Genomic DNA, 18,620 nt, shown 5'->3' with positions numbered 1-18,620 from the left:
CTGCCATTTTGCGCCTCCCATAAGGACGCGCTTCGGATATTAAGACCTTAGCGGACCCTACAAGCCATGAATAAAAATCTGCGCTTCAGCCACAAAATCCTGCTTGCAGCCTCCCTTATCGTCATTGCCGCATTTGCGCTGTTTACCCTCTACAACGACTACCTGCAACGCAACGCGATTCGCGACGATCTCAACAACTACCTGCATGAAATGGGCGATGTGACCGCCAGCAACATTCAAACCTGGCTAACCGGGCGCATTGCCCTGGTGGAAAACGCCGCACAAAACATCGCCATCAACCCCGAACCGTCCGCGGTTGCTGGCCTGCTGGAACAGAAAACCCTGACGTCTTCCTTCATGGCGACCTACGTCGGCGACAGCAAAGGCGCCTTTACCATCCGCCCAGACACCAAGATGCCAGACGGTTTCGACCCGCGTGTCCGCCCTTGGTACAAGGGCGCCCAGAGCAGCAACGGTTCAACCCTGACCGAGCCGTATATTGATGCGGCCACCGGCAAGTTGATCATTTCCGTTGCCACTCCCAGCACCCAAGGCACCCAGAGCATTGGTGTGGTCGGTGGGGACCTGAGCCTGCAAACCCTGGTGGATAACATCGGCGCGCTGAACTTCGGCGGCATGGGTTACGCGTTCCTGGTCAGCGCCGACGGCAAAGTACTGGTACACCCGGACAAAAATCTGGTGATGAAGACCCTGGCTGACGTGTATCCGAAAAATACACCGAAGATCAGCGCCGACTTCAGCGAAGTCGAGGCCAACGGCAAAGACAACATCGTGACTTTTACACCGATCAAGGGACTGCCCTCGGTGAACTGGTACCTCGGTATTTCAGTCGATAAAGATAAGTCCTACGCCATGCTCAGCGAGTTCCGCACCTCAGCGGTCATCGCCACGCTCATTGCAGTGGTGATCATCATTGCCCTGCTCGGCATGCTGATCCGTATCTTGTTGCAACCGCTGCATGTAATGACCCGCGCCATGCAGGACATCGCCGATGGCGAGGGCGACCTGACCCGTCGCCTGACCATCCAGAATCACGATGAGTTCGGCACGCTGGGTAATGCCTTCAACCGCTTCGTGGAGCGTATTCATACGTCGATTCGTGAAGTGTCTTCGGCCACCGAACAGGTCAACGAGGTGGCACTGCGGGTCGTCAGTGCCTCCAACTCGTCGATGGTCAATTCCGATGAGCAGGCCAATCGCACCAACAGCGTCGCGGCGGCCATCAATGAGCTGGGCGCTGCGGCCCAGGAAATCGCGCGCAATGCGGCGCAAGCCTCCCATCAGGCCAGCGATGCACGTCACCTGGCTGAGGATGGCCAACAGGTGGTGGAACGCAACATCAAGGCGATGAACCAGTTGTCTTCGATGATCAGCGCTTCCAGCAGCAACATCGAAGCGCTCAATAGCAAAACGGTGAACATCGGGCAGATCCTCGAAGTGATCACCAGCATTTCCCAGCAAACCAACCTGCTGGCATTGAACGCTGCCATCGAAGCAGCCCGTGCCGGGGAAGCCGGGCGTGGGTTTGCGGTGGTCGCAGATGAGGTACGCAACCTGGCACATCGCACTCAGGAATCGGCGCAACAAGTGCAGAAGATGATTGAAGAGCTGCAAGTCGGCGCGCGGGACTCGGTCAGCACCATGGGTGATAGCCAGCGCCATAGTCTTGAAAGCGTCGACATCGCCAACCTGGCCGGCGAACGCCTGAATAGCGTGACCCAGCGCATCGGCGAAATTGATGGCATGAACCAGTCAGTCGCCACCGCCACTGAAGAACAGACTTCGGTGGTGGAGTCGATCAACATGGACATTACCGAGATCAACACCCTCAATCAGGAAGGTGTGGAAAACCTGCAATCGACGCTGCGTGCTTGTGCCGACCTGGAACAACAGGCGGCACGGTTGAAACAATTGGTTGGCAGTTTCCGGATCTGATCAGGCGTCCTTGGGCTCGGACTTGGCCTGCTCCTGCTCCCACAGTTCGGCGGCACCGGGAAATTCGGTGCCGTCCTCGCTGCTCAGGTCATCCGGGTCGTATCGACTCAAACACCCCTCCCCTAATGTGGCGGGGGCTTTTGAGGTGGCTTTGTCCAGCGGATCACTCATGACTCAATCCTCGGCAGCATAAAGAAAAAGGGCCTGGGACGATTTAACGCCCAGGCCCTTCATTCTTCAATCACAACAGTTCGATCAGAACACGACGGTCTTGTTGCCGTGCACCAGCACGCGGTCTTCCAAGTGGTAACGCAGGCCACGGGCCAGCACCATCTTCTCGACGTCACGGCCGAAACGCACCATGTCTTCAATGCTGTCGCTGTGGCTGACACGCACCACGTCTTGCTCGATGATCGGGCCGGCGTCCAGCTCTTCGGTGACGTAGTGGCAAGTAGCACCGATCAACTTCACGCCACGCAGGGACGCCTGGTGGTAAGGCTTGGCGCCGACGAAAGACGGTAGGAAGCTGTGATGAATGTTGATCACCTTGCCAGCATATTCGCGGCACAGTTCCGGCGGCAGGATTTGCATGTAGCGCGCCAGCACCACTACGTCGGCTTCGTGCTGCTTGACCAGGCGTGAGACCTCAGCGAACGCCGGCTCCTTGTCCTGCGGGTTGACCGGCACGTGGTAATACGGGATGCCATGCCACTCGACCATGCTGCGCAGGTCGTCATGGTTGGAGATCACACACGCGATCTCGCAGTCCAACTCATCGCTGTGCCAGCGATGCAGCAAGTCGGCAAGGCAGTGGGATTCACGGCTGGCCATCAACACCACGCGCTTTTTCTGCTCGGTGTCGGTGATATGCCAGGTCATCGAAAACTCTTCGGCGATCGGCGCAAATGCGTCGCGGAAGGCATCAAGACCAAAAGGCAGCGAATCGGCACGAATCTCGTGACGCATGAAGAACCAACCGCTGAGATTGTCCGAGTGATGACTCGCCTCGGTGATCCAACCGTTGTGGGAGGCCAGAAAGTTACTGACTTTGGCAACGATACCAACCCGGTCCGGGCAAGCAATCACCAGCCGAAAAGTGCGCATTAGGGGGAAACTCCAGAACTTCGCAAAGGCCGCCATTCTAGCGATTGCGCAGGAAAACTGCAGTATTCGTTGACGCTTATTCTGATCGCCGGCCGACGGCATGTCCCTTAATAGCCTATGGTTTTACCACCTTTATATGAATTTAGTACGTCACCCTATGGCAGGTTCACGTATTTTAGGGGAATTATCTTAAGGCCTACGCCCTAGTAATTAACTCGAATGCATAGCAATGCTACAAACATTCAATGTAATTCACATAAATGCGAGCTTAAATGTTTACTTGGGTAAACTGCCTGACTATTATTGGGCCACTGTCCCTCTCAATCAGCGCTCTACATAAGGTAGTCCACATGTCCCTGATCAACGAATACCGTGCCACCGAAGAAGCTATCAAAGAGCTGCAAGCCCGTTTGAAGAACCTGTCCCAAGACGACAAACTGCAAACCGAGCTGGAATTCGAAGGCAAACTGCGCGCCCTGATGGGTGAATACTCCAAATCCCTGCGTGACATCATCGCGCTGCTGGATCCAGAGTCGAAAGTTAAAGCACCGCGTGGCGCCGTGAAAACTACCGGCACCAAACGTGCTCGCAAAGTCAAACAGTACAAAAACCCGCACAACGGCGAAGTGATTGAAACCAAAGGTGGCAACCACAAAACCTTGAAAGAGTGGAAAGCCAAGTGGGGCGGTGACGTGGTTGAAGGCTGGGCTACCCTGCTGGGCTAAGCCTCGCCAGGCTTACGCCTGATACGCGACACATTAAAAACGCCAGCCTGCTGGCGTTTTTTATTGCCGGTGTATTGTGTGACGATCGACTACAGATTCACCTTATGTGCCAGCAAGTCGGCATATTCCTGCCACCGCTCAAGCACCTCCGCCTGAAAAGGTGTCGTACTAACTGCAAACTCTTGTTTAGCCTGCTTAAATGCCGCAAGGGTATTCGGCGCGCCCCACTCCGGGTCCGTCAAACGTTGCTGACAGAAAAGCTGCCAACGTTGTTGCTCCTCACTGTTCAAGGTATCGGGGAAGTTACGCGCTCGGTAGCGGAAGAGTAATTCAGGCAACCGATGATCATCGAAAGGCCATTGCTGGCGAGCTAATTGTGCAGGCTCGGCCATCCTGACTTGTTCACATAAACGTCGATCACGATCTCCGATAAAGCCATCGTATAGCTGTTGCTCCGGGTCTGAACTCGGGGTGAAATCTTCCTCGGCATAAATAGCCGCCAACTTATCGCGCCAACACTCCTGTGCGTCAGTTAGCCGCAGGGCACGCTCCTGATAAAGATTCATATCCAAGTGCAGACGCTCACGATCTTCTGCCCGAAGCACATTCAAGGGCGCAACCACGGGGCAGCGATTGATGTGCACCAACTTGAGCGGGACCGGTAACTCGCCCTCGGCAAGATCGTCACGACGGGTGTAGAGGCGCTGGCGCAAGGTATCTGCATCCAGGTCCAGCACCCCTTGAGGATCGAGTCCGAGGTCGCAGACGATCAGTGCATTTCGGTTGCGTGGGTGCCACGCCAGTGGCACTACGACGCCCAGATAATGACGCTCGGCGGAAAAACGCCCGGAGATGTGCACCATGGGTTGCAGTAAGCGCACCTGGTCCATCACCGCCTGCTTGCTGCGCAGTTGAAACAGCCACTTGAACAGCTTGGGCTGTTTCTCACGAACCAATCGGGCCAGGGCAATAGTGGCTCGCACGTCGGACAGAGCATCGTGCGCCTGACCATGGTCGATACCGTTGGCTTCGGTCAGGCGCTCCAGTTTGAGCGTGACGCGCCCATCCTGTTGCGGCCATTCAATGCCTTCCGGGCGTAGGGCGTAGGCCGTGCGAATCACGTCGATCAGATCCCAGCGGCTGTTACCGCCCTGCCACTCACGTGCGTAAGGATCGAAGAAATTGCGGTACAGGCTGTAGCGCGTCATTTCATCGTCAAATCGCAAGGTGTTGTACCCAGCGCCACACGTACCCGGGGCGGCCAGCTCAGCATGCACCCGAGTCATGAAATCGGCCTCGGCCAGGCCTTTTTCCGCGAGGATTGCGGGAGTAATGCCGGTAATCGCGCAGGCGATGGGATGGGGCAGGATATCGTCGCTGGGCAGGCAATAAAGATTGACCGGCTCGCCGATCTCATTGAGTTCGTGGTCTGTCCGAATGCCGGCTACTTGAAGCGGGCGGTCATTGCGCGGATTGATGCCGGTGGTTTCATAGTCGTACCAGAAAATGGAGGTCACGGGCTTTTCCTGTACTGAAGATCGACAAAGTCTAGGCGCTGGACGACGTCCACGGCCAGCACCAAATCAACTGTACAAACATCCAGCAAAACCTTGAATGGTTGCTTCCACCGCCGACACTGCTAGCATCCGTGTCTCCCAGCCATTCTGCACTGCCAAGGATCGCGATGCCGTCAGCTCCATTGGATACCCGCTACCAGATCGAGACCCCGGAGGGCATCGAGCTGCCCCTACGCCCGGCCGGCCTGACGTCACGTGTGTTGGCCTTTGCCTTCGACCTGGGTGTGCGCGCAGTGGTCATGGGCGTTCTGCTGGTGCCATTGGCCATGCTTGGCAACGTCGGCATCGGCCTGGGTTCGCTGCTGCTGTTCCTGATCAGTTGGTGGTACATGGTGCTGTTCGAAGTACTCAACCAGGGATGCTCACCTGGGAAACAGGTCATGGGGTTGCGGGTGGTACACGATGACGGCACACCGATCGGCTGGTCCGCGTCACTGATCCGCAATTTGCTGCGGTTTGTCGACATGCTGCCATTCGGTTACTTTCTCGGCGCGATCAGTTGCCTGCAGCATCCTCACTTCAAGCGCCTGGGCGACCTGGCCGCCGGCACACTGGTGATCTACCGGGAACAACCGCTTCTGCGTCCCCAGATTCCTCAAGCTGCCGCCCTACGCTTGCCCTTCGCTCTGGATCTGAGTGAACAACGGGCCATCCTTGGCTTTGCGGAACGCCAGGGTGAGCTTTCCACGGAGCGCGTTCACGAGTTGGCTTCGATTCTCGCCACCCCCTTGCACGTATCCCCGGCCCGCGCCGTGGAACAACTCAACGGCGTGGCCCGTGGCCTGTTGGGGCCGACATGAAGCAGAGTCTTTTCGAAAGCCGTCACCAGCCTCAATGGCAGGCCTTTGCCCAATACCTGCAACAATTGGAGCAAGGCAAGGTTAAAGCCAGTGACATGGCCGACTTCCCCCATCAGTACCGGCGTCTGTGCCAGCACCTGGCCCTGGCCCAGGAACGCGGCTACAGCAGCTATTTGGTAGACCCCTTGCAACAACTGGCCTTGCGCGGCCATCAACAGCTCTACCGTCATCGCAACCAACTGACCGCAAATGTGCTGGGGTTCGTACTTGCCGGTTTTCCCCGGTTGGTGCGGGAACAGTGGCGCTTCGTACTGATAGCCAGCCTGCTGTTCTTTGGCAGCCTGATAGGTATCGCGTTGCTGGTCTACCTGTTTCCCGACCTGATCTACAGCATCGTCAGCCCTCAGCAGGTTGCAGAGATGCAGGGCATGTATGACCCCGATGCGAGCCGCCTGGGCCGCACCGCTGAGCGCGCATCAAGCGAAGACTGGATGATGTTCGGCTACTACGTGATGCACAACATCGGTATCGCGTTCCAGACCTTTGCCGCCGGTTTGCTGTTCGGCCTGGGCAGCGTGTTCTTTCTGATTTTCAACGGCCTGGTCATCGGTGCGGTCTCCGGGCACCTGACCGAAATCGGCTCCGGCCAGACCTTCTGGTCATTCGTCATCGGGCATGGCGCGTTCGAGCTGACGGCCATCGCCCTCGCCGGTGCCGCTGGTTTGCAACTGGGCTGGGCGCTGATCGCTCCCGGGCAGTTGACCCGCGGCGAGTCATTACGGCTGGCGGCGCGCAAGAGCGTGCAGATGTTGTGCGGAGTAATGATCTTCCTGTTGATCGCTGCCTTCATCGAAGCGTATTGGTCATCCGCCACCCTGATAGCCCCCTGGATCAAGTACCTGGTTGGCGCGGCACTATGGCTTCTGGTAGCCGCTTACCTGAGCCTTGCCGGAAGGACTCTCCATGCGCCTGAGTGATGCCAGCGTGGTCATCCGCCCGCGTACTGCCTGGGAGGCGATGGATCTTGGCGTGTTGATGGCCCGCGAGCACCGCCTGCTCCTGATGAGCAGTTGGGCGTTGGTGACTCTGCCAGTGTTCGCCGCGCTCACGGCACTGCTGTGGAAGTACCCGTCCACCGCGATTTTCCTGTTCTGGTGGCTCAAGCCAGCCTTTGACCGCTTGCCACTGTATATCCTCTCCAAGGCATTGTTTGGCGAAACGCCCAGCATAAAGCAGGCTGTTCGCCAGTGGCCGCGACTGCTCAAGGGCCAACTGTTGGCCAGCCTGACCTGGCGGCGACTCAGCCTGAGCCGCAGCTTTGTGATGCCGGTGAGCCAACTTGAAGGCCTGGATGGCCCCGCTCGCCAAAAACGCCTGGGCGTGCTGCAGCAACGTAACGCTGGCGCCGCACGCTGGTTGACCACCATCGGGGTGCATCTGGAGATCGGACTGTGGTTCGGTTGCATGACGCTTTTCTATCTGTTCATTCCCCAGAACCTCGAGTCGGATTGGGATTGGCAACGCCTGATACTGGCGACAAGCTCGGAAGGCTTGTGGCTGGAACACCTGAGCAATGCCTTCTACGCCGTAATCCTGGTGTTTTGGGAACCTATCTATGTAGCCTGCGGTTTCAGCCTCTACCTGAATCGCCGCACGGTATTAGAGGCCTGGGACCTGGAGTTGGTCTTCCGCCGTCTTCGTCAGCGCCTGAGCAACGTGGTGCCGTTGTTATTACTGATGATGGGCCTGTCGCTGCTGCCATTCAGCCCGCCTGCCATGGCAGAGTCATCCCCCTCACAAAAACCGCTAGCCACCCAGGACGCAAGCCAATCCATCAAGTCCCTGATGGAAAAGCCCCCCTTCAAAAATCCGGAAACCGTCACGCGCTATCGCTTTGGCGAAGACAAGCCGCCTGTTAAAAACAAGGCTCACCGCGACGGTAAGCTTCCGGACTGGCTGAAGGCATTGCTGGACAACCTCAACAGCAATACCTTCAAGCACATCGCCCAAGGTTTGGAGGTGCTGCTGTGGGGACTTATTGTCGGTGCATTGATCACGCTGGTATGGCGCTATCGTGAGTGGTTGCGCACGTTTGTCAGCCGACGCAGGCTACGCAAGCCACAAGATCTCAAAGTTACCCCCGCGCAATTGTTCGGCCTTGAGCTAGGCCTCGAGACGTTGCCCGACGATATTGCCAGTGCCGCCGAACACCTGTGGCCCACCCAGCCAAGGGAAGCCCTTGGCCTGCTATATCGCGGCCTGCTCAGCCGGCTGCTGCATGACTTCAACATGCCGCTGAAAAGCGCTGACACCGAAGGCCAGATCCTGGAACGGGTCAACCAGTTGCAACAACCACAACTGCTGGCGTTCAGCGACGACTTGACCAGGCATTGGCAAAACCTCGCCTACGGCCATCGCCTACCTCCCCCTTTAGTCCAGCAACAGCTATGCAGTGATTGGCGCACCCTGTTCAGCCGGGGGAGCAATCCATGAACCGGCCTTTACTGTGGGCGGGACTCTTGCTGGCGTGCCTGCTTGGAGCGGGTGGTTACTACGCATGGAGCAAGGCAATTCCCTACGATGAGGTGGTGGATCGCGGCCCTTCTCCAGAAGCCCTGGCCAACCCCTACCTGGCAGCCGAACACTTTCTACGCCAACAAGGCCTGACCGTTGAGCGCGCCAATAGCCTGGAGCGGCTGGCTACCCTGCCCGCCAAGGGCAACAGCCTGTTGCTGCTCGGCGAGCGCAGCAACATGTCACCCCGCCAGGTAGAGCAACTGCTGGGTTGGGCCAAATCCGGCGGCCATTTGTTGCTGGTGGCCGAGGCGTTGTGGGATGAAGAGACTGGCAAAAGCGGCGACCTGTTGCTCGATGGTTTGCATATCCACCAGACCTTGAGTGACGAGCCTGAGGAACCTGCACCGTCCAGCAACAAAGCACTTAAAAAGAAAGCCCCGGACCTCACCAAACTCTATATCGACAATGAAAACCCATCGGCTTACTTCAGTTTCGACACAGACTTCAATCTCACCGACCCCAGGCACCTGGCCCAATTCTCTGCCAACAGCGCAAGATCGAGCCACCTGATGCAACTCGACCTCGGGGAAGGCAGCGTCACGGTAATCACCGACAGCGACCTGTGGAAAACCCCGAGCATCGCCAAGTACGACAATGCCTGGTTGCTGTGGTACCTGAACCAGGGCAAAGCCGTGACCTTGCTGTTCAACACCGACTTCGACGACCTGTTCACCTTGCTGATGCGGTACTTCCCCCAGGCTCTGGTAGCACTCGCTACCTTGATCATCCTGGCTCTTTGGCGGGCGGGCCAACGTCAAGGCCCGGTACGTAAACCCGCAGACCATGCACGTCGTCAATTGCAGGAACACCTCAAAGCCAGCGCTGACTTCCTGTTGCGCCGCAGCGGCCAGGGCACACTACTGCATGCCTTGCAGCGCGATATCCTGCGCGCGGCCCGGCACCGTCACCCCGGCTTTGAACACCTCGACAATGCAGAACAGTGCCGGGCGCTTGAACACCTGACGCGCCAACCCTTTCACATCATCAGCCAGGCCATTGGCCCACTCCCGGAGAAACGGCTTTCCAGCGCCGATTTCAGCCGTCAGGTGGCGTGCCTGCAAACCCTCAGGAATGCCCTATGAGTGAATTTCCAAGCGCCACTGCCTTGACCCGCGAAACCGTGCAACGCGCCAGCGGGCAAGCCCAAGCCCTGCGCAATGAGTTGCGCAAAGCGGTGATTGGCCAGGACCCGGTGATCGACGATGTCCTGACCGCGCTGATCGCCGGCGGGCATGTGCTGCTCGAAGGTGTACCGGGTCTGGGTAAAACCCTGCTGGTGCGTGCCCTGGCACGCTGCTTTGAGGGCGATTTCGCGCGCATCCAGTTCACCCCGGACCTGATGCCCAGCGATGTCACAGGCCACGCCGTGTATGACCTGCACACCGAACAGTTCAAGCTGCGCAAAGGGCCGGTGTTCACCCATTTGTTGCTGGCCGACGAAATCAACCGTGCCCCGGCCAAGACCCAGGCCGCGTTGCTCGAAGCGATGCAGGAACGGCAAGTCACCCTCGAAGGCGAGGCGTTGCCCATCGGCCAACCGTTCATGGTGCTGGCGACCCAGAACCCTATTGAACAGGAAGGTACTTACCCCCTGCCGGAAGCGGAGCTGGATCGCTTCATGCTCAAGGTGCGCATGGATTACCCCGATGCGCAGCAAGAACTGGACATGGTGCGTGAAGTCACGCGCTCGTCTCGGGCCGACATGCTGGATGTACAACCCTTGCGCACGGTACTGCTGGCCGAAGATGTGCTGCAGCTTCAGCAGATAGCCAGTGAGCTGGCACTCGACGAACAAGTGCTCGACTATGCCGTACGGCTGGCGCGCGCCACCCGCAGTTGGCCGGGGCTGGCCATCGGTGCCGGCCCGCGGGCGTCCATCGATCTGGTGCGCGGCGCGCGCGCCCGTGCCTTGTTGCGCGGCGGCGAATTCGTCACGCCGGACGACATCAAGGATTGTGCCCTGGCAGTACTGCGCCATCGGGTGCGTATCGCGCCAGAGCTGGATATCGATGGGTTGGAAGTCGACCAGGTGCTCAAGCAACTGCTCGATCAGATCCCGGCGCCTCGGCAATGACTCGCCCATGAAACCGACCCGTCTGCTGTTGAACTGGCTGGGCGTATTGCTGGGCTTGGGCATCGTGCTGGGCACTGCGGCAGCGTTGCAGTTCAAGTTGCCCGACACCTTGTCCTCCATCGCATGGGGGCTGCTACTGGCACTGTTACTGCTCGCGCTGCTGGATGCGATGCGTCTGCGTAACCGCCCTTCGCCCCGCGTGCAACGGCAAATGCCCGGAAGCCTGGCACTGGGCCGCTGGGGAGAAATCCGCCTGGTTCTAGAGCATGACTTTGCGCAGGCACTGAGCGTGCAGGTGTTCGATCATGTCCCTGACGGGTTGTCCGTCGAGCACATGCCCCAATCCATAGACCTGCGCCCCGGTGAACGCAGTGAACTGGGTTATCGCCTTCGCCCCTTGCGACGCGGGCATTTCAATTTCGGCCGCTGTGAAATTCACCTGCCCAGCCCCATGGGCCTGTGGTCAGCACGACGACTGATCGAAGTGAGCGATACCACCCGCGTCTACCCGGACTTCGCCCGCCTGTACGGCGCCCAACTCCAGGGCGTGGACAACTGGCTGAGCCAACTGGGTGTACGCCAACGCCAGCGGCGCGGCTTGGGACTGGAATTTCACCAGTTGCGCGAGTTTCGCGAAGGGGACAGCCTACGGCAGATCGACTGGAAGGCCACCGCCCGGCAACGCACACCCATTGCTCGTGAATACCAGGATGAGCGCGACCAACAGATCGTGTTCATGCTCGATTGCGGCCGCCGCATGCGTAGCCAGGATGACGAACTGTCTCACTTTGACCATGCCCTGAATGCCTGCCTGCTGCTCAGCTACGTCGCGTTGCGCCAGGGGGATGCGGTAGGACTGTGCACCTTTGCCGGTGACCAGCCACGCTACCTGGCGCCGGTCAAAGGCAGTAGCCAATTGAACCTGTTGCTCAACGCGGTATACGACCTGGATACCACTCGACGGACTGCTGACTATCAGGCTGCAGCAAGCGAGTTGCTGGCTCGGCAGAAACGGCGCGCATTGGTGATCGTGATAACCAACCTGCGGGATGAGGATGATGAAACACTGCTGGCTGCCGTCAAGCGTATCAGTCGTCAACACAGGGTGCTGGTGGTCAGCCTGCGCGAGGAAGCGCTCGATCGACTGCGCCAAGCCCCCGTACAAACCTTGCCCGAAGCCTTGGCCTACAGCGGCACCATCGACTACCTGAATACCCGCAACGAACTGCACGACCGACTCAGCGCCCAAGGCCTGTCCCTATTGGACAGTTTGCCGTCTGAACTGGGACCGGCGTTGGTCACGCGCTACCTGGGGTGGAAGAAAGCTGGCGTGCTCTGAAAAGTGCCCGCCAACTCTTTATCTAAGCCGAAGCCTGCAAAGGATCAAAGCTGAAGTAATGCAATAAGACGTTGATCAACTGCTCATATTCCTCAGGTGCCTGCAGCACCCTGAACCCGGAATCATAGTGCTGGGGGTTTACATCCTCATGACTCCATAGGCAGCTCGCCGTGAGATCAATGGGATGGAAGGTGCCATCAGCCGCCGGAATCTTCAAACGCAGCTCAAAATCCACGTCGACCATCATGGGCAGTTGGCTGATTAACATCAGTCCATCTTCAGAGACGTTTCCCAAAAAGCCGATGGGCTTGTCGGTAAGACGATTAAACACTTGCAAAAAACAAGGAAGCTGATGCCGCTCGATCCGTCGGTCGGTAAACATGGTGAGATCGCCATCCAATGGCCATGACTGCGGCCGTGCCAGTGATTCGGAACGGGTAATACGCCCGCTCTCCTTGGATCTCGGTGCGACAACAGGCAATTGCCTGCCGCTAGACAGCCACCCAGTCCGGGCCCCACATCCATTTGCATAGAACTTATACAAATGAACATTCAAAGAATAGCCCAAGACTGGCAACGGGCCAGTTATGGAATGACGAATATCATCACAAAGAAGCTGGTCGCGGTTGCGCGACGCTTGCACCAGGGTAATGCCCCAGTTGTTGCAGGGTGTCGAGCCTCGCGCGGGCGCGGTAGGCGTACTCGCTCGATGGGTATTGATTGATAATGAATTGATAGGTCTGTACCGCGTCGACGAACAGCTTTTGCCGTTCCAGGCACTGACCGCGCAACATCGAGACTTCCGGCTGCACATAACGTCGGGTGCGACTTTCACGGTCGACCTGGGACAATTCCAGGGTAACGCGCTCGCAGTCACCGACCTTGTAGGCGCGGTAGGCATTGTTCAGATGGTGATCCATCGACCAACGGGTGCAGCCGACAACACTGACGGCCAGGGCAGCAATGAGCAAAATTCGCATGAGGGTTCTCCTGTCTTGTGCAGTGTATCGACCCCTCGTCGAAAATCTTCAAGGATGTTCGTATTCAGCCGCAGCGAAAACAAGTCAATCATCGATAAGTAGTGCAAACGAACAATGACTACAACGAAAGAGCATAGTAGCCTTCTCCAGCGCTTGAACTCAGGAGTCTGTGCATGTCCGTCCGTCGTACCAAAATCGTCGCCACCCTTGGCCCGGCCAGCAACTCGCCGGAAGTCCTCGAACAGCTGATTCTGGCTGGTTTGGACGTTGCCCGTCTGAACTTCTCCCACGGCACCCCGGACGAGCACAAGGCTCGCGCCAAGCTGGTGCGTGACCTGGCCGCCAAGCACGGCCGCTTCGTCGCTCTGCTGGGTGACCTGCAAGGCCCGAAAATCCGTATCGCCAAATTCACCAACAAGCGGATCGAGCTGAAGATCGGTGATCAATTCACCTTCTCCACCAGCCACCCGCTGACCGAAGGCAACCAGCAGGTCGTGGGTATCGACTATCCGGATCTGGTCAAGGACTGCGGCGTCGGCGACGAGCTTCTGCTGGATGATGGCCGCGTAGTAATGCGCGTCGAAACCGCGACCCCGACCGAACTGCACTGCGTCGTGCTGATCGGTGGTCCGCTGTCCGACCACAAAGGCATCAACCGCCGTGGGGGGGGCTTGACCGCACCGGCCCTGACGGAAAAAGACAAGGCCGACATCAAGCTCGCCGCCGAAATGGAAGTGGACTACCTCGCCGTGTCCTTCCCGCGCGACGCCGCCGACATGGAATACGCCCGTAAGCTGCGCGACGAAGCCGGTGGTACTGCTTGGCTGGTGGCGAAGATCGAACGCGCCGAAGCCGTGGCCGATGACGAAACCCTCGACGGCCTGATCAAGGCTTCCGACGCGGTGATGGTTGCCCGTGGCGACCTGGGCGTGGAAATCGGTGACGCCGAGCTGATCGGTATCCAGAAGAAGATCATCCTGCACGCTCGCCGCCACAACAAGGCAGTGATCGTGGCGACCCAGATGATGGAGTCGATGATCCAGAACCCGATGCCGACCCGCGCCGAAGTGTCCGACGTGGCCAACGCCGTGCTCGACTACACCGACGCCGTGATGCTCTCGGCCGAAAGCGCCGCCGGCCCGTACCCGCTGGAAGCCGTGCAAGCCATGGCGCGTATCTGCCTCGGCGCTGAAAAGCACCCGACCAGCAAGACCTCCAGCCACCGCATCGGCAAAGAGTTCGAAAGCTGCGACCAGAGCATCGCCCTCGCTGCCATGTACACCGCGAACCACTTCCCCGGTGTGAAGGCGATCATCGCGCTGACCGAAAGTGGCTACACGCCGTTGATCATGTCGCGCATCCGTTCCTCGGTGCCGATCTACGCGTTCACCCCGCACCGTGAAGCCCAGGCGCGCACCGCGCTGTTCCGTGGCGTGTACACCGTTCCGTTCGATCCGGCTTCGCTGGCACCGAACGAAGTCAGCCAGAAGGCGATCGACGAGCTGGTCAAGCGTGGCGTCGTAGAGAAAGGCGACTGGGTCATCCTGACCAAGGGCGACAGCTACCACACCACCGGTGGCACCAATGGCATGAAGATCCTGCACGTGGGCGACCCGCAGGTCTGAGTGACACGCTGAAAAACAAAAGCCCCGCCATGTGAATGGCGGGGCTTTTTGCTTTCTCAGGACCGGTTGATAAACCCCGACAACGCCGCAATCGCTTCCGGCGACTTCAACCGCTGGACAAACAGCGCCCCCTCCTCCTCGATCACCTGCCGCAACTGCTCACGATCAACACTTTTCATCAATTGCTTGGTCACCTGCACCGCCCCCGGTGCCAAGGTTTCGAAGCGCTCGGCCATTTCCCGCGCCTTGGCCAACGCCGCCTCGCCGCTGCCCAACGCCTCGGTGGCAATGCCCCAGGCTGCCGCCTGTTCGCCGGTAAAGCCCTCGCCCAGCAACAATAATTCCGCAGCCTTTGCGTGCCCCAACAACCTCGGCAGAATCAGGCTCGACCCAAACTCCGGGCACAGCCCCAGGTTGACAAACGGCATGCGCAACCGCGCATCGCGGCTGATGTATACCAGATCGCAATGCAGCAACAGGGTTGTCCCGATACCCACCGCAACGCCCGCCACGGCGGCAATCACCGGTTTGCGGCAGTTGAGCAGGCTTTTCATGAAATAAAACGGTGGGCTGTCGAGATCGCTGGGCGGCTGTTCGAGAAAATCGCCGATGTCGTTGCCGGCAGTGAAGCATTCACTGCTGCCCTGGATCAGTACGCAGCGGATGTCCTCATCCGCATCGGCCTGCTCCAGTGCCTCGGCCAATTGCGTGTACATGGCGCGGGTCAGGGCGTTTTTCTTGTCGGGGCGATTGAGCTGCAAGGTCAGCAACCCGCGTTCGCGGTGTTGCAGGATGGCATCGGTCATGGCGAATCTCGCGGCTGTAGAGTTCAGCGCTCAACCACGGGGCAGGAACACATCGGCCAGCAGTTGATTACGCGGCAGTCCCGCCAGGAACAGACGCTTGGAAAACGCCTCGACACTGGCCGGGTGCCCGCAGAGTAAAGCCAGAGTTTGCCGCGAAACAAGCCGCAGTTGCGCCAATGCCTGGGTCGCCTGCGCCGCCGTCCACAGCTCCACCGTCACGTTGGGATGCTGTGCGGCCAGCTGCGCCAAGGGTTCGGCCAGGTAATGCCCCTCAGTATCATGGGCCAGGTGAATCACGCGGATGTCGCCCTGATGATCCTGGCGCAAGGCCTCTCGCAACACGCCCCAAAGAGGGCCAAGGCCGGTGCCGGACGCCAGCAGCCACAGCGGTCGGCTTTGCCAGTCGGGATCGTATTGCAGCGCGCCGCCGCGCAGTTCGCCCAGCCGCAAACGGTCGCCCAGCTGCAACTGGCGGGCAAGATCACTGAATTCGCCAGGCAGACGGCAATCGAGGTGAAACTCCAGGAATGGGTCATCCTGGGGCAAGCTCGCCAGGGAATAGGGCCGCGCCACTTGTCCCGCCCACAACACCAGATGCTGCCCAGCCCGGTAGCGCAGGCCACGCTCGGGTTGCAGGCGCAGGCGCAGCACACTCGGGCTCAACCAATCGATACCCACCACCTGGGCCGGCAACCCATCACGCGTAGGATCAAAGGTTTCGACGCGCAGGTCCCCGCTCACCTGGCACTGGCACGCCAAGCGCCAGCCGTCCTGACGTTGCGCCGGGCTCAAGGCCTCGGGCTGCTTGTCCTCGATCTCTCCCTGGCATCGCACCAGACACGCATGGCAACTGCCGGCGCGACAACTGTAAGGCACGGCCACACCTGCCTCGTTCAAGGAATCCAGCAGGTTGCTGCCGGTCGTTACCGACCAATGGCGTTCGCCGACATACAGTTCAGGCATATAACTCTCACCTGTAGGAGCGAGCTTGCTCGCGAAGATCGCTAACGATAACGCGGGGTGCCTGACGAAACCCATCAAATTCAAGTTTTTCGCGAGCAAGCTCGCTCCTACAACCCAATCGAGCCAGGCATTCATGACCATAGTCGGGTGTATCGGCCACCGAGCCGGGTTATACTGCCGCGCCTTTTTAGCGTCGCGCCTGCACCACTTTGGCGTGCCTTGGAAAGGTGAGCTCAGCCGACCGATGCAACACTGAGCCCACCTTTATTGAATGTTCCCTTATAGAGGAGCGCGACTCATGACCGTGATCAAGCAAGACGACCTGATTCAGAGCGTTGCCGACGCCCTGCAATTCATTTCCTACTACCACCCCGTGGATTTCATCCAGGCCATGCACGAAGCCTACCTGCGCGAAGAATCGCCAGCGGCCCGTGACTCCATCGCCCAGATCCTGATCAACTCGCGCATGTGCGCCACCGGCCATCGCCCGATCTGCCAGGACACCGGTATCGTTACCGTGTTCGTGCGCGTGGGCATGGACGTGCGTTGGGATGGCGCCACCATGGGCCTGGACGACATGATCAACGAAGGCGTGCGTCGCGCCTACAACCTGCCGGAAAACGTCCTGCGTGCCTCGATCCTGGCCGACCCGGCAGGCGCGCGTAAGAACACCAAGGACAACACCCCGGCGGTGATCCACTACTCCATCGTCCCGGGTAACACCGTGGAAGTGGACGTGGCAGCCAAGGGCGGCGGTTCCGAGAACAAGTCGAAAATGGCCATGCTCAACCCGTCCGACTCGATCGTTGACTGGGTATTGAAGACCGTTCCGACCATGGGTGCCGGCTGGTGCCCACCGGGCATGCTCGGCATCGGCATCGGCGGCACCGCCGAGAAAGCCGCCGTCATGGCCAAGGAAGTGTTGATGGAATCCATCGACATCCACGAGCTGAAAAAGCGTGGCCCGCAGAACCGTATCGAAGAGATGCGCCTGGAGCTGTTCGAGAAGGTCAACCAACTGGGCATCGGCGCCCAGGGCCTGGGTGGCCTGACCACCGTGCTCGACGTGAAGATCATGGACTACCCGACCCACGCAGCGTCCTTGCCGGTGTGCATGATCCCCAACTGCGCCGCCACCCGTCACGCGCACTTCGTGCTCGACGGTTCGGGCCCGGCCTCGCTGGAAGCGCCACCGCTGGACGCCTACCCGGAAATCGTCTGGGAAGCTGGCCCATCGGCCCGTCGCGTCAACCTCGATACCCTGACTCCGGAAGAAGTGCAGAGCTGGCAGCCGGGCGAAACCGTATTGCTCAACGGCAAGATGCTCACCGGTCGCGACGCCGCGCACAAGCGCATGGTCGAGATGCTGAACAAGGGCGAAACCCTGCCGGTGGACCTCAAGGGTCGCTTCATCTACTACGTCGGCCCGGTTGATCCAGTGCGCGAAGAAGTGGTTGGCCCAGCCGGCCCGACCACCGCGACGCGGATGGACAAGTTCACCCGTCAGATCCTCGAGCAAACCGGCCTGCTGGGCATGATCGGCAAATCCGAGCGCGGCCCGACTGCGATCGAAGCGATCAAGGACCACAAGGCCGTGTACCTGATGGCCGTGGGCGGCGCCGCTTACCTGGTGGCGCAAGCCATCAAGAAGTCGCGTGTTGTTGCCTTCGCCGAACTGGGCATGGAAGCGATCTACGAGTTCGACGTGAAGGACATGCCGGTCACCGTTGCTGTCGACAGCAAAGGCGAATCCGTGCACATCACCGGTCCTGCCATCTGGCAGAAAAAGATCAGTGAAAGCCTGGCGGTAGAAGTGCAGTAAGCGCTTCCCCTGCAAACATAAAGGCGACTGTGGCCATGGCCCAGTCGCCTTTTTTATGCCTGGTAATTCTCCTGTGGCAACCGGGCTTGTTGTGGCGAGCGGGCTTGCCCCGCGTTGGGCCGCGTAGCGGCCCCATCAAGATCACTGCGTTCCGCCAGGGGGAGCCTCACTGGCTGGTTTTAGGGCCGCTACGCAGCTCAACGCGGGGCAAGCCCGCTCGCCACAACAGCCCCGCTCGCCACAGAAAACCCGCCCGCCACAAAAGTCCCGCT

17 protein-coding genes and 1 pseudogene are annotated in these 18,620 nt (G+C 59.3%); 11 read left to right on the top strand and 7 right to left on the bottom strand.

The window, feature by feature from the left end; genetic code table 11:
* Positions 1-66 precede the first annotated feature (66 nt).
* A pseudogene (locus ACP7C6_RS09035) lies at positions 67-1,098 on the top strand (HAMP domain-containing protein); the annotation flags it as partial.
* 93 nt (positions 1,099-1,191) lie between these two features.
* Positions 1,192-1,956: a methyl-accepting chemotaxis protein gene (locus ACP7C6_RS09030; RefSeq protein ID WP_370468594.1), complete on the top strand. Its 765-nt coding sequence runs from the start codon at positions 1,192-1,194 to the stop codon at positions 1,954-1,956.
* Here ACP7C6_RS09030 and ACP7C6_RS09025 read toward each other — a convergent pair whose 3' ends face one another.
* Both ACP7C6_RS09025 and purU read right to left on the bottom strand, forming a co-directional pair.
* Complete coding sequence (locus ACP7C6_RS09025) at positions 1,957-2,127, bottom strand: hypothetical protein (RefSeq protein ID WP_162834925.1); 171 nt, start codon at positions 2,125-2,127, stop codon at positions 1,957-1,959.
* Positions 2,128-2,211: 84 nt separating this feature from the next.
* Entirely contained in the window at positions 2,212-3,060 is an 849-nt protein-coding gene (gene purU, locus ACP7C6_RS09020) for a formyltetrahydrofolate deformylase (protein ID WP_010208067.1), read from the bottom strand.
* A 350-nt stretch (positions 3,061-3,410) separates the two neighbouring features.
* Between purU and mvaT the strand changes: the two genes are divergently transcribed.
* Positions 3,411-3,785, top strand: a complete 375-nt coding sequence (mvaT, locus tag ACP7C6_RS09015) for a histone-like nucleoid-structuring protein MvaT (protein ID WP_016970296.1) — start codon at positions 3,411-3,413, stop codon at positions 3,783-3,785.
* A gap of 89 nt (positions 3,786-3,874) precedes the next feature.
* Here mvaT and sbcB read toward each other — a convergent pair whose 3' ends face one another.
* Positions 3,875-5,302 carry an exodeoxyribonuclease I gene (gene sbcB / locus ACP7C6_RS09010; RefSeq protein WP_426108636.1) on the bottom strand — a complete coding sequence of 476 codons (1,428 nt, stop codon included), beginning with the start codon at positions 5,300-5,302 and terminating at the stop codon, positions 3,875-3,877.
* 167 nt (positions 5,303-5,469) lie between these two features.
* On the opposite strand from sbcB, the gene ACP7C6_RS09005 reads away from it, so the two are divergent.
* The 6 genes from ACP7C6_RS09005 to ACP7C6_RS08980 are packed head-to-tail and all read left to right on the top strand — an operon-like array spanning position 5,470 to position 12,152.
* Positions 5,470-6,162 carry an RDD family protein gene (locus tag ACP7C6_RS09005; protein WP_122685525.1) on the top strand — a complete coding sequence of 231 codons (693 nt, stop codon included), beginning with the start codon at positions 5,470-5,472 and terminating at the stop codon, positions 6,160-6,162.
* A complete protein-coding gene (locus tag ACP7C6_RS09000) occupies positions 6,159-7,139 on the top strand; it encodes a stage II sporulation protein M (RefSeq protein WP_426108635.1) in 981 nt (326 codons plus the stop codon). The genes ACP7C6_RS09005 and ACP7C6_RS09000 overlap by 4 nt, the downstream gene beginning before the upstream one ends.
* Positions 7,126-8,655 carry a DUF4129 domain-containing protein gene (locus ACP7C6_RS08995; RefSeq protein ID WP_308907962.1) on the top strand — a complete coding sequence of 510 codons (1,530 nt, stop codon included), beginning with the start codon at positions 7,126-7,128 and terminating at the stop codon, positions 8,653-8,655. Before ACP7C6_RS09000 ends, ACP7C6_RS08995 begins: the two co-directional genes overlap by 14 nt.
* Positions 8,652-9,821 (top strand): DUF4350 domain-containing protein, encoded by a 1,170-nt coding sequence (locus ACP7C6_RS08990; protein ID WP_305382604.1) that lies wholly within the window; start codon positions 8,652-8,654, stop codon positions 9,819-9,821. The genes ACP7C6_RS08995 and ACP7C6_RS08990 overlap by 4 nt, the downstream gene beginning before the upstream one ends.
* Positions 9,818-10,813: an AAA family ATPase gene (locus ACP7C6_RS08985; protein WP_122685529.1), complete on the top strand. Its 996-nt coding sequence runs from the start codon at positions 9,818-9,820 to the stop codon at positions 10,811-10,813. The genes ACP7C6_RS08990 and ACP7C6_RS08985 overlap by 4 nt, the downstream gene beginning before the upstream one ends.
* Positions 10,814-10,820: 7 nt before the next feature.
* The gene (locus ACP7C6_RS08980; RefSeq protein WP_236317776.1) at positions 10,821-12,152 is read left to right on the top strand and encodes a DUF58 domain-containing protein; all 1,332 of its coding nucleotides are present in this window, start codon (positions 10,821-10,823) and stop codon (positions 12,150-12,152) included.
* A 22-nt stretch (positions 12,153-12,174) separates the two neighbouring features.
* Here ACP7C6_RS08980 and ACP7C6_RS08975 read toward each other — a convergent pair whose 3' ends face one another.
* Both ACP7C6_RS08975 and ACP7C6_RS08970 read right to left on the bottom strand, forming a co-directional pair.
* Positions 12,175-12,534, bottom strand: a complete 360-nt coding sequence (locus tag ACP7C6_RS08975; protein ID WP_028617764.1) for a PilZ domain-containing protein — start codon at positions 12,532-12,534, stop codon at positions 12,175-12,177.
* A gap of 223 nt (positions 12,535-12,757) precedes the next feature.
* On the bottom strand, positions 12,758-13,132 hold the full coding sequence (locus tag ACP7C6_RS08970; protein ID WP_025854787.1) for a hypothetical protein: 375 nt from the start codon (positions 13,130-13,132) through the stop codon (positions 12,758-12,760).
* A 173-nt stretch (positions 13,133-13,305) separates the two neighbouring features.
* On the opposite strand from ACP7C6_RS08970, the gene pyk reads away from it, so the two are divergent.
* The gene (pyk, locus tag ACP7C6_RS08965) at positions 13,306-14,757 is read left to right on the top strand and encodes a pyruvate kinase (RefSeq protein ID WP_016975479.1); all 1,452 of its coding nucleotides are present in this window, start codon (positions 13,306-13,308) and stop codon (positions 14,755-14,757) included.
* A gap of 56 nt (positions 14,758-14,813) precedes the next feature.
* On the opposite strand, the gene ACP7C6_RS08960 is transcribed toward pyk, so the two are convergent.
* Positions 14,814-15,563, bottom strand: a complete 750-nt coding sequence (locus tag ACP7C6_RS08960) for an enoyl-CoA hydratase-related protein (protein WP_353632212.1) — start codon at positions 15,561-15,563, stop codon at positions 14,814-14,816.
* Positions 15,564-15,593: 30 nt separating this feature from the next.
* Positions 15,594-16,526: an iron-sulfur-binding ferredoxin reductase gene (locus ACP7C6_RS08955; RefSeq protein ID WP_426108634.1), complete on the bottom strand. Its 933-nt coding sequence runs from the start codon at positions 16,524-16,526 to the stop codon at positions 15,594-15,596.
* 298 nt (positions 16,527-16,824) lie between these two features.
* Between ACP7C6_RS08955 and ACP7C6_RS08950 the strand changes: the two genes are divergently transcribed.
* Complete coding sequence (locus tag ACP7C6_RS08950; RefSeq protein ID WP_016971118.1) at positions 16,825-18,348, top strand: fumarate hydratase; 1,524 nt, start codon at positions 16,825-16,827, stop codon at positions 18,346-18,348.
* The last annotated feature ends 272 nt before the right edge of the window (positions 18,349-18,620 follow it).

The organism is Pseudomonas sp. TWR1-1-4, assembly GCF_049897165.1.
Taxonomy (GTDB): Bacteria; Pseudomonadota; Gammaproteobacteria; order Pseudomonadales; family Pseudomonadaceae; genus Aquipseudomonas; species Aquipseudomonas canadensis.
This window is presented reverse-complemented; position numbering and strand designations above follow the sequence as displayed.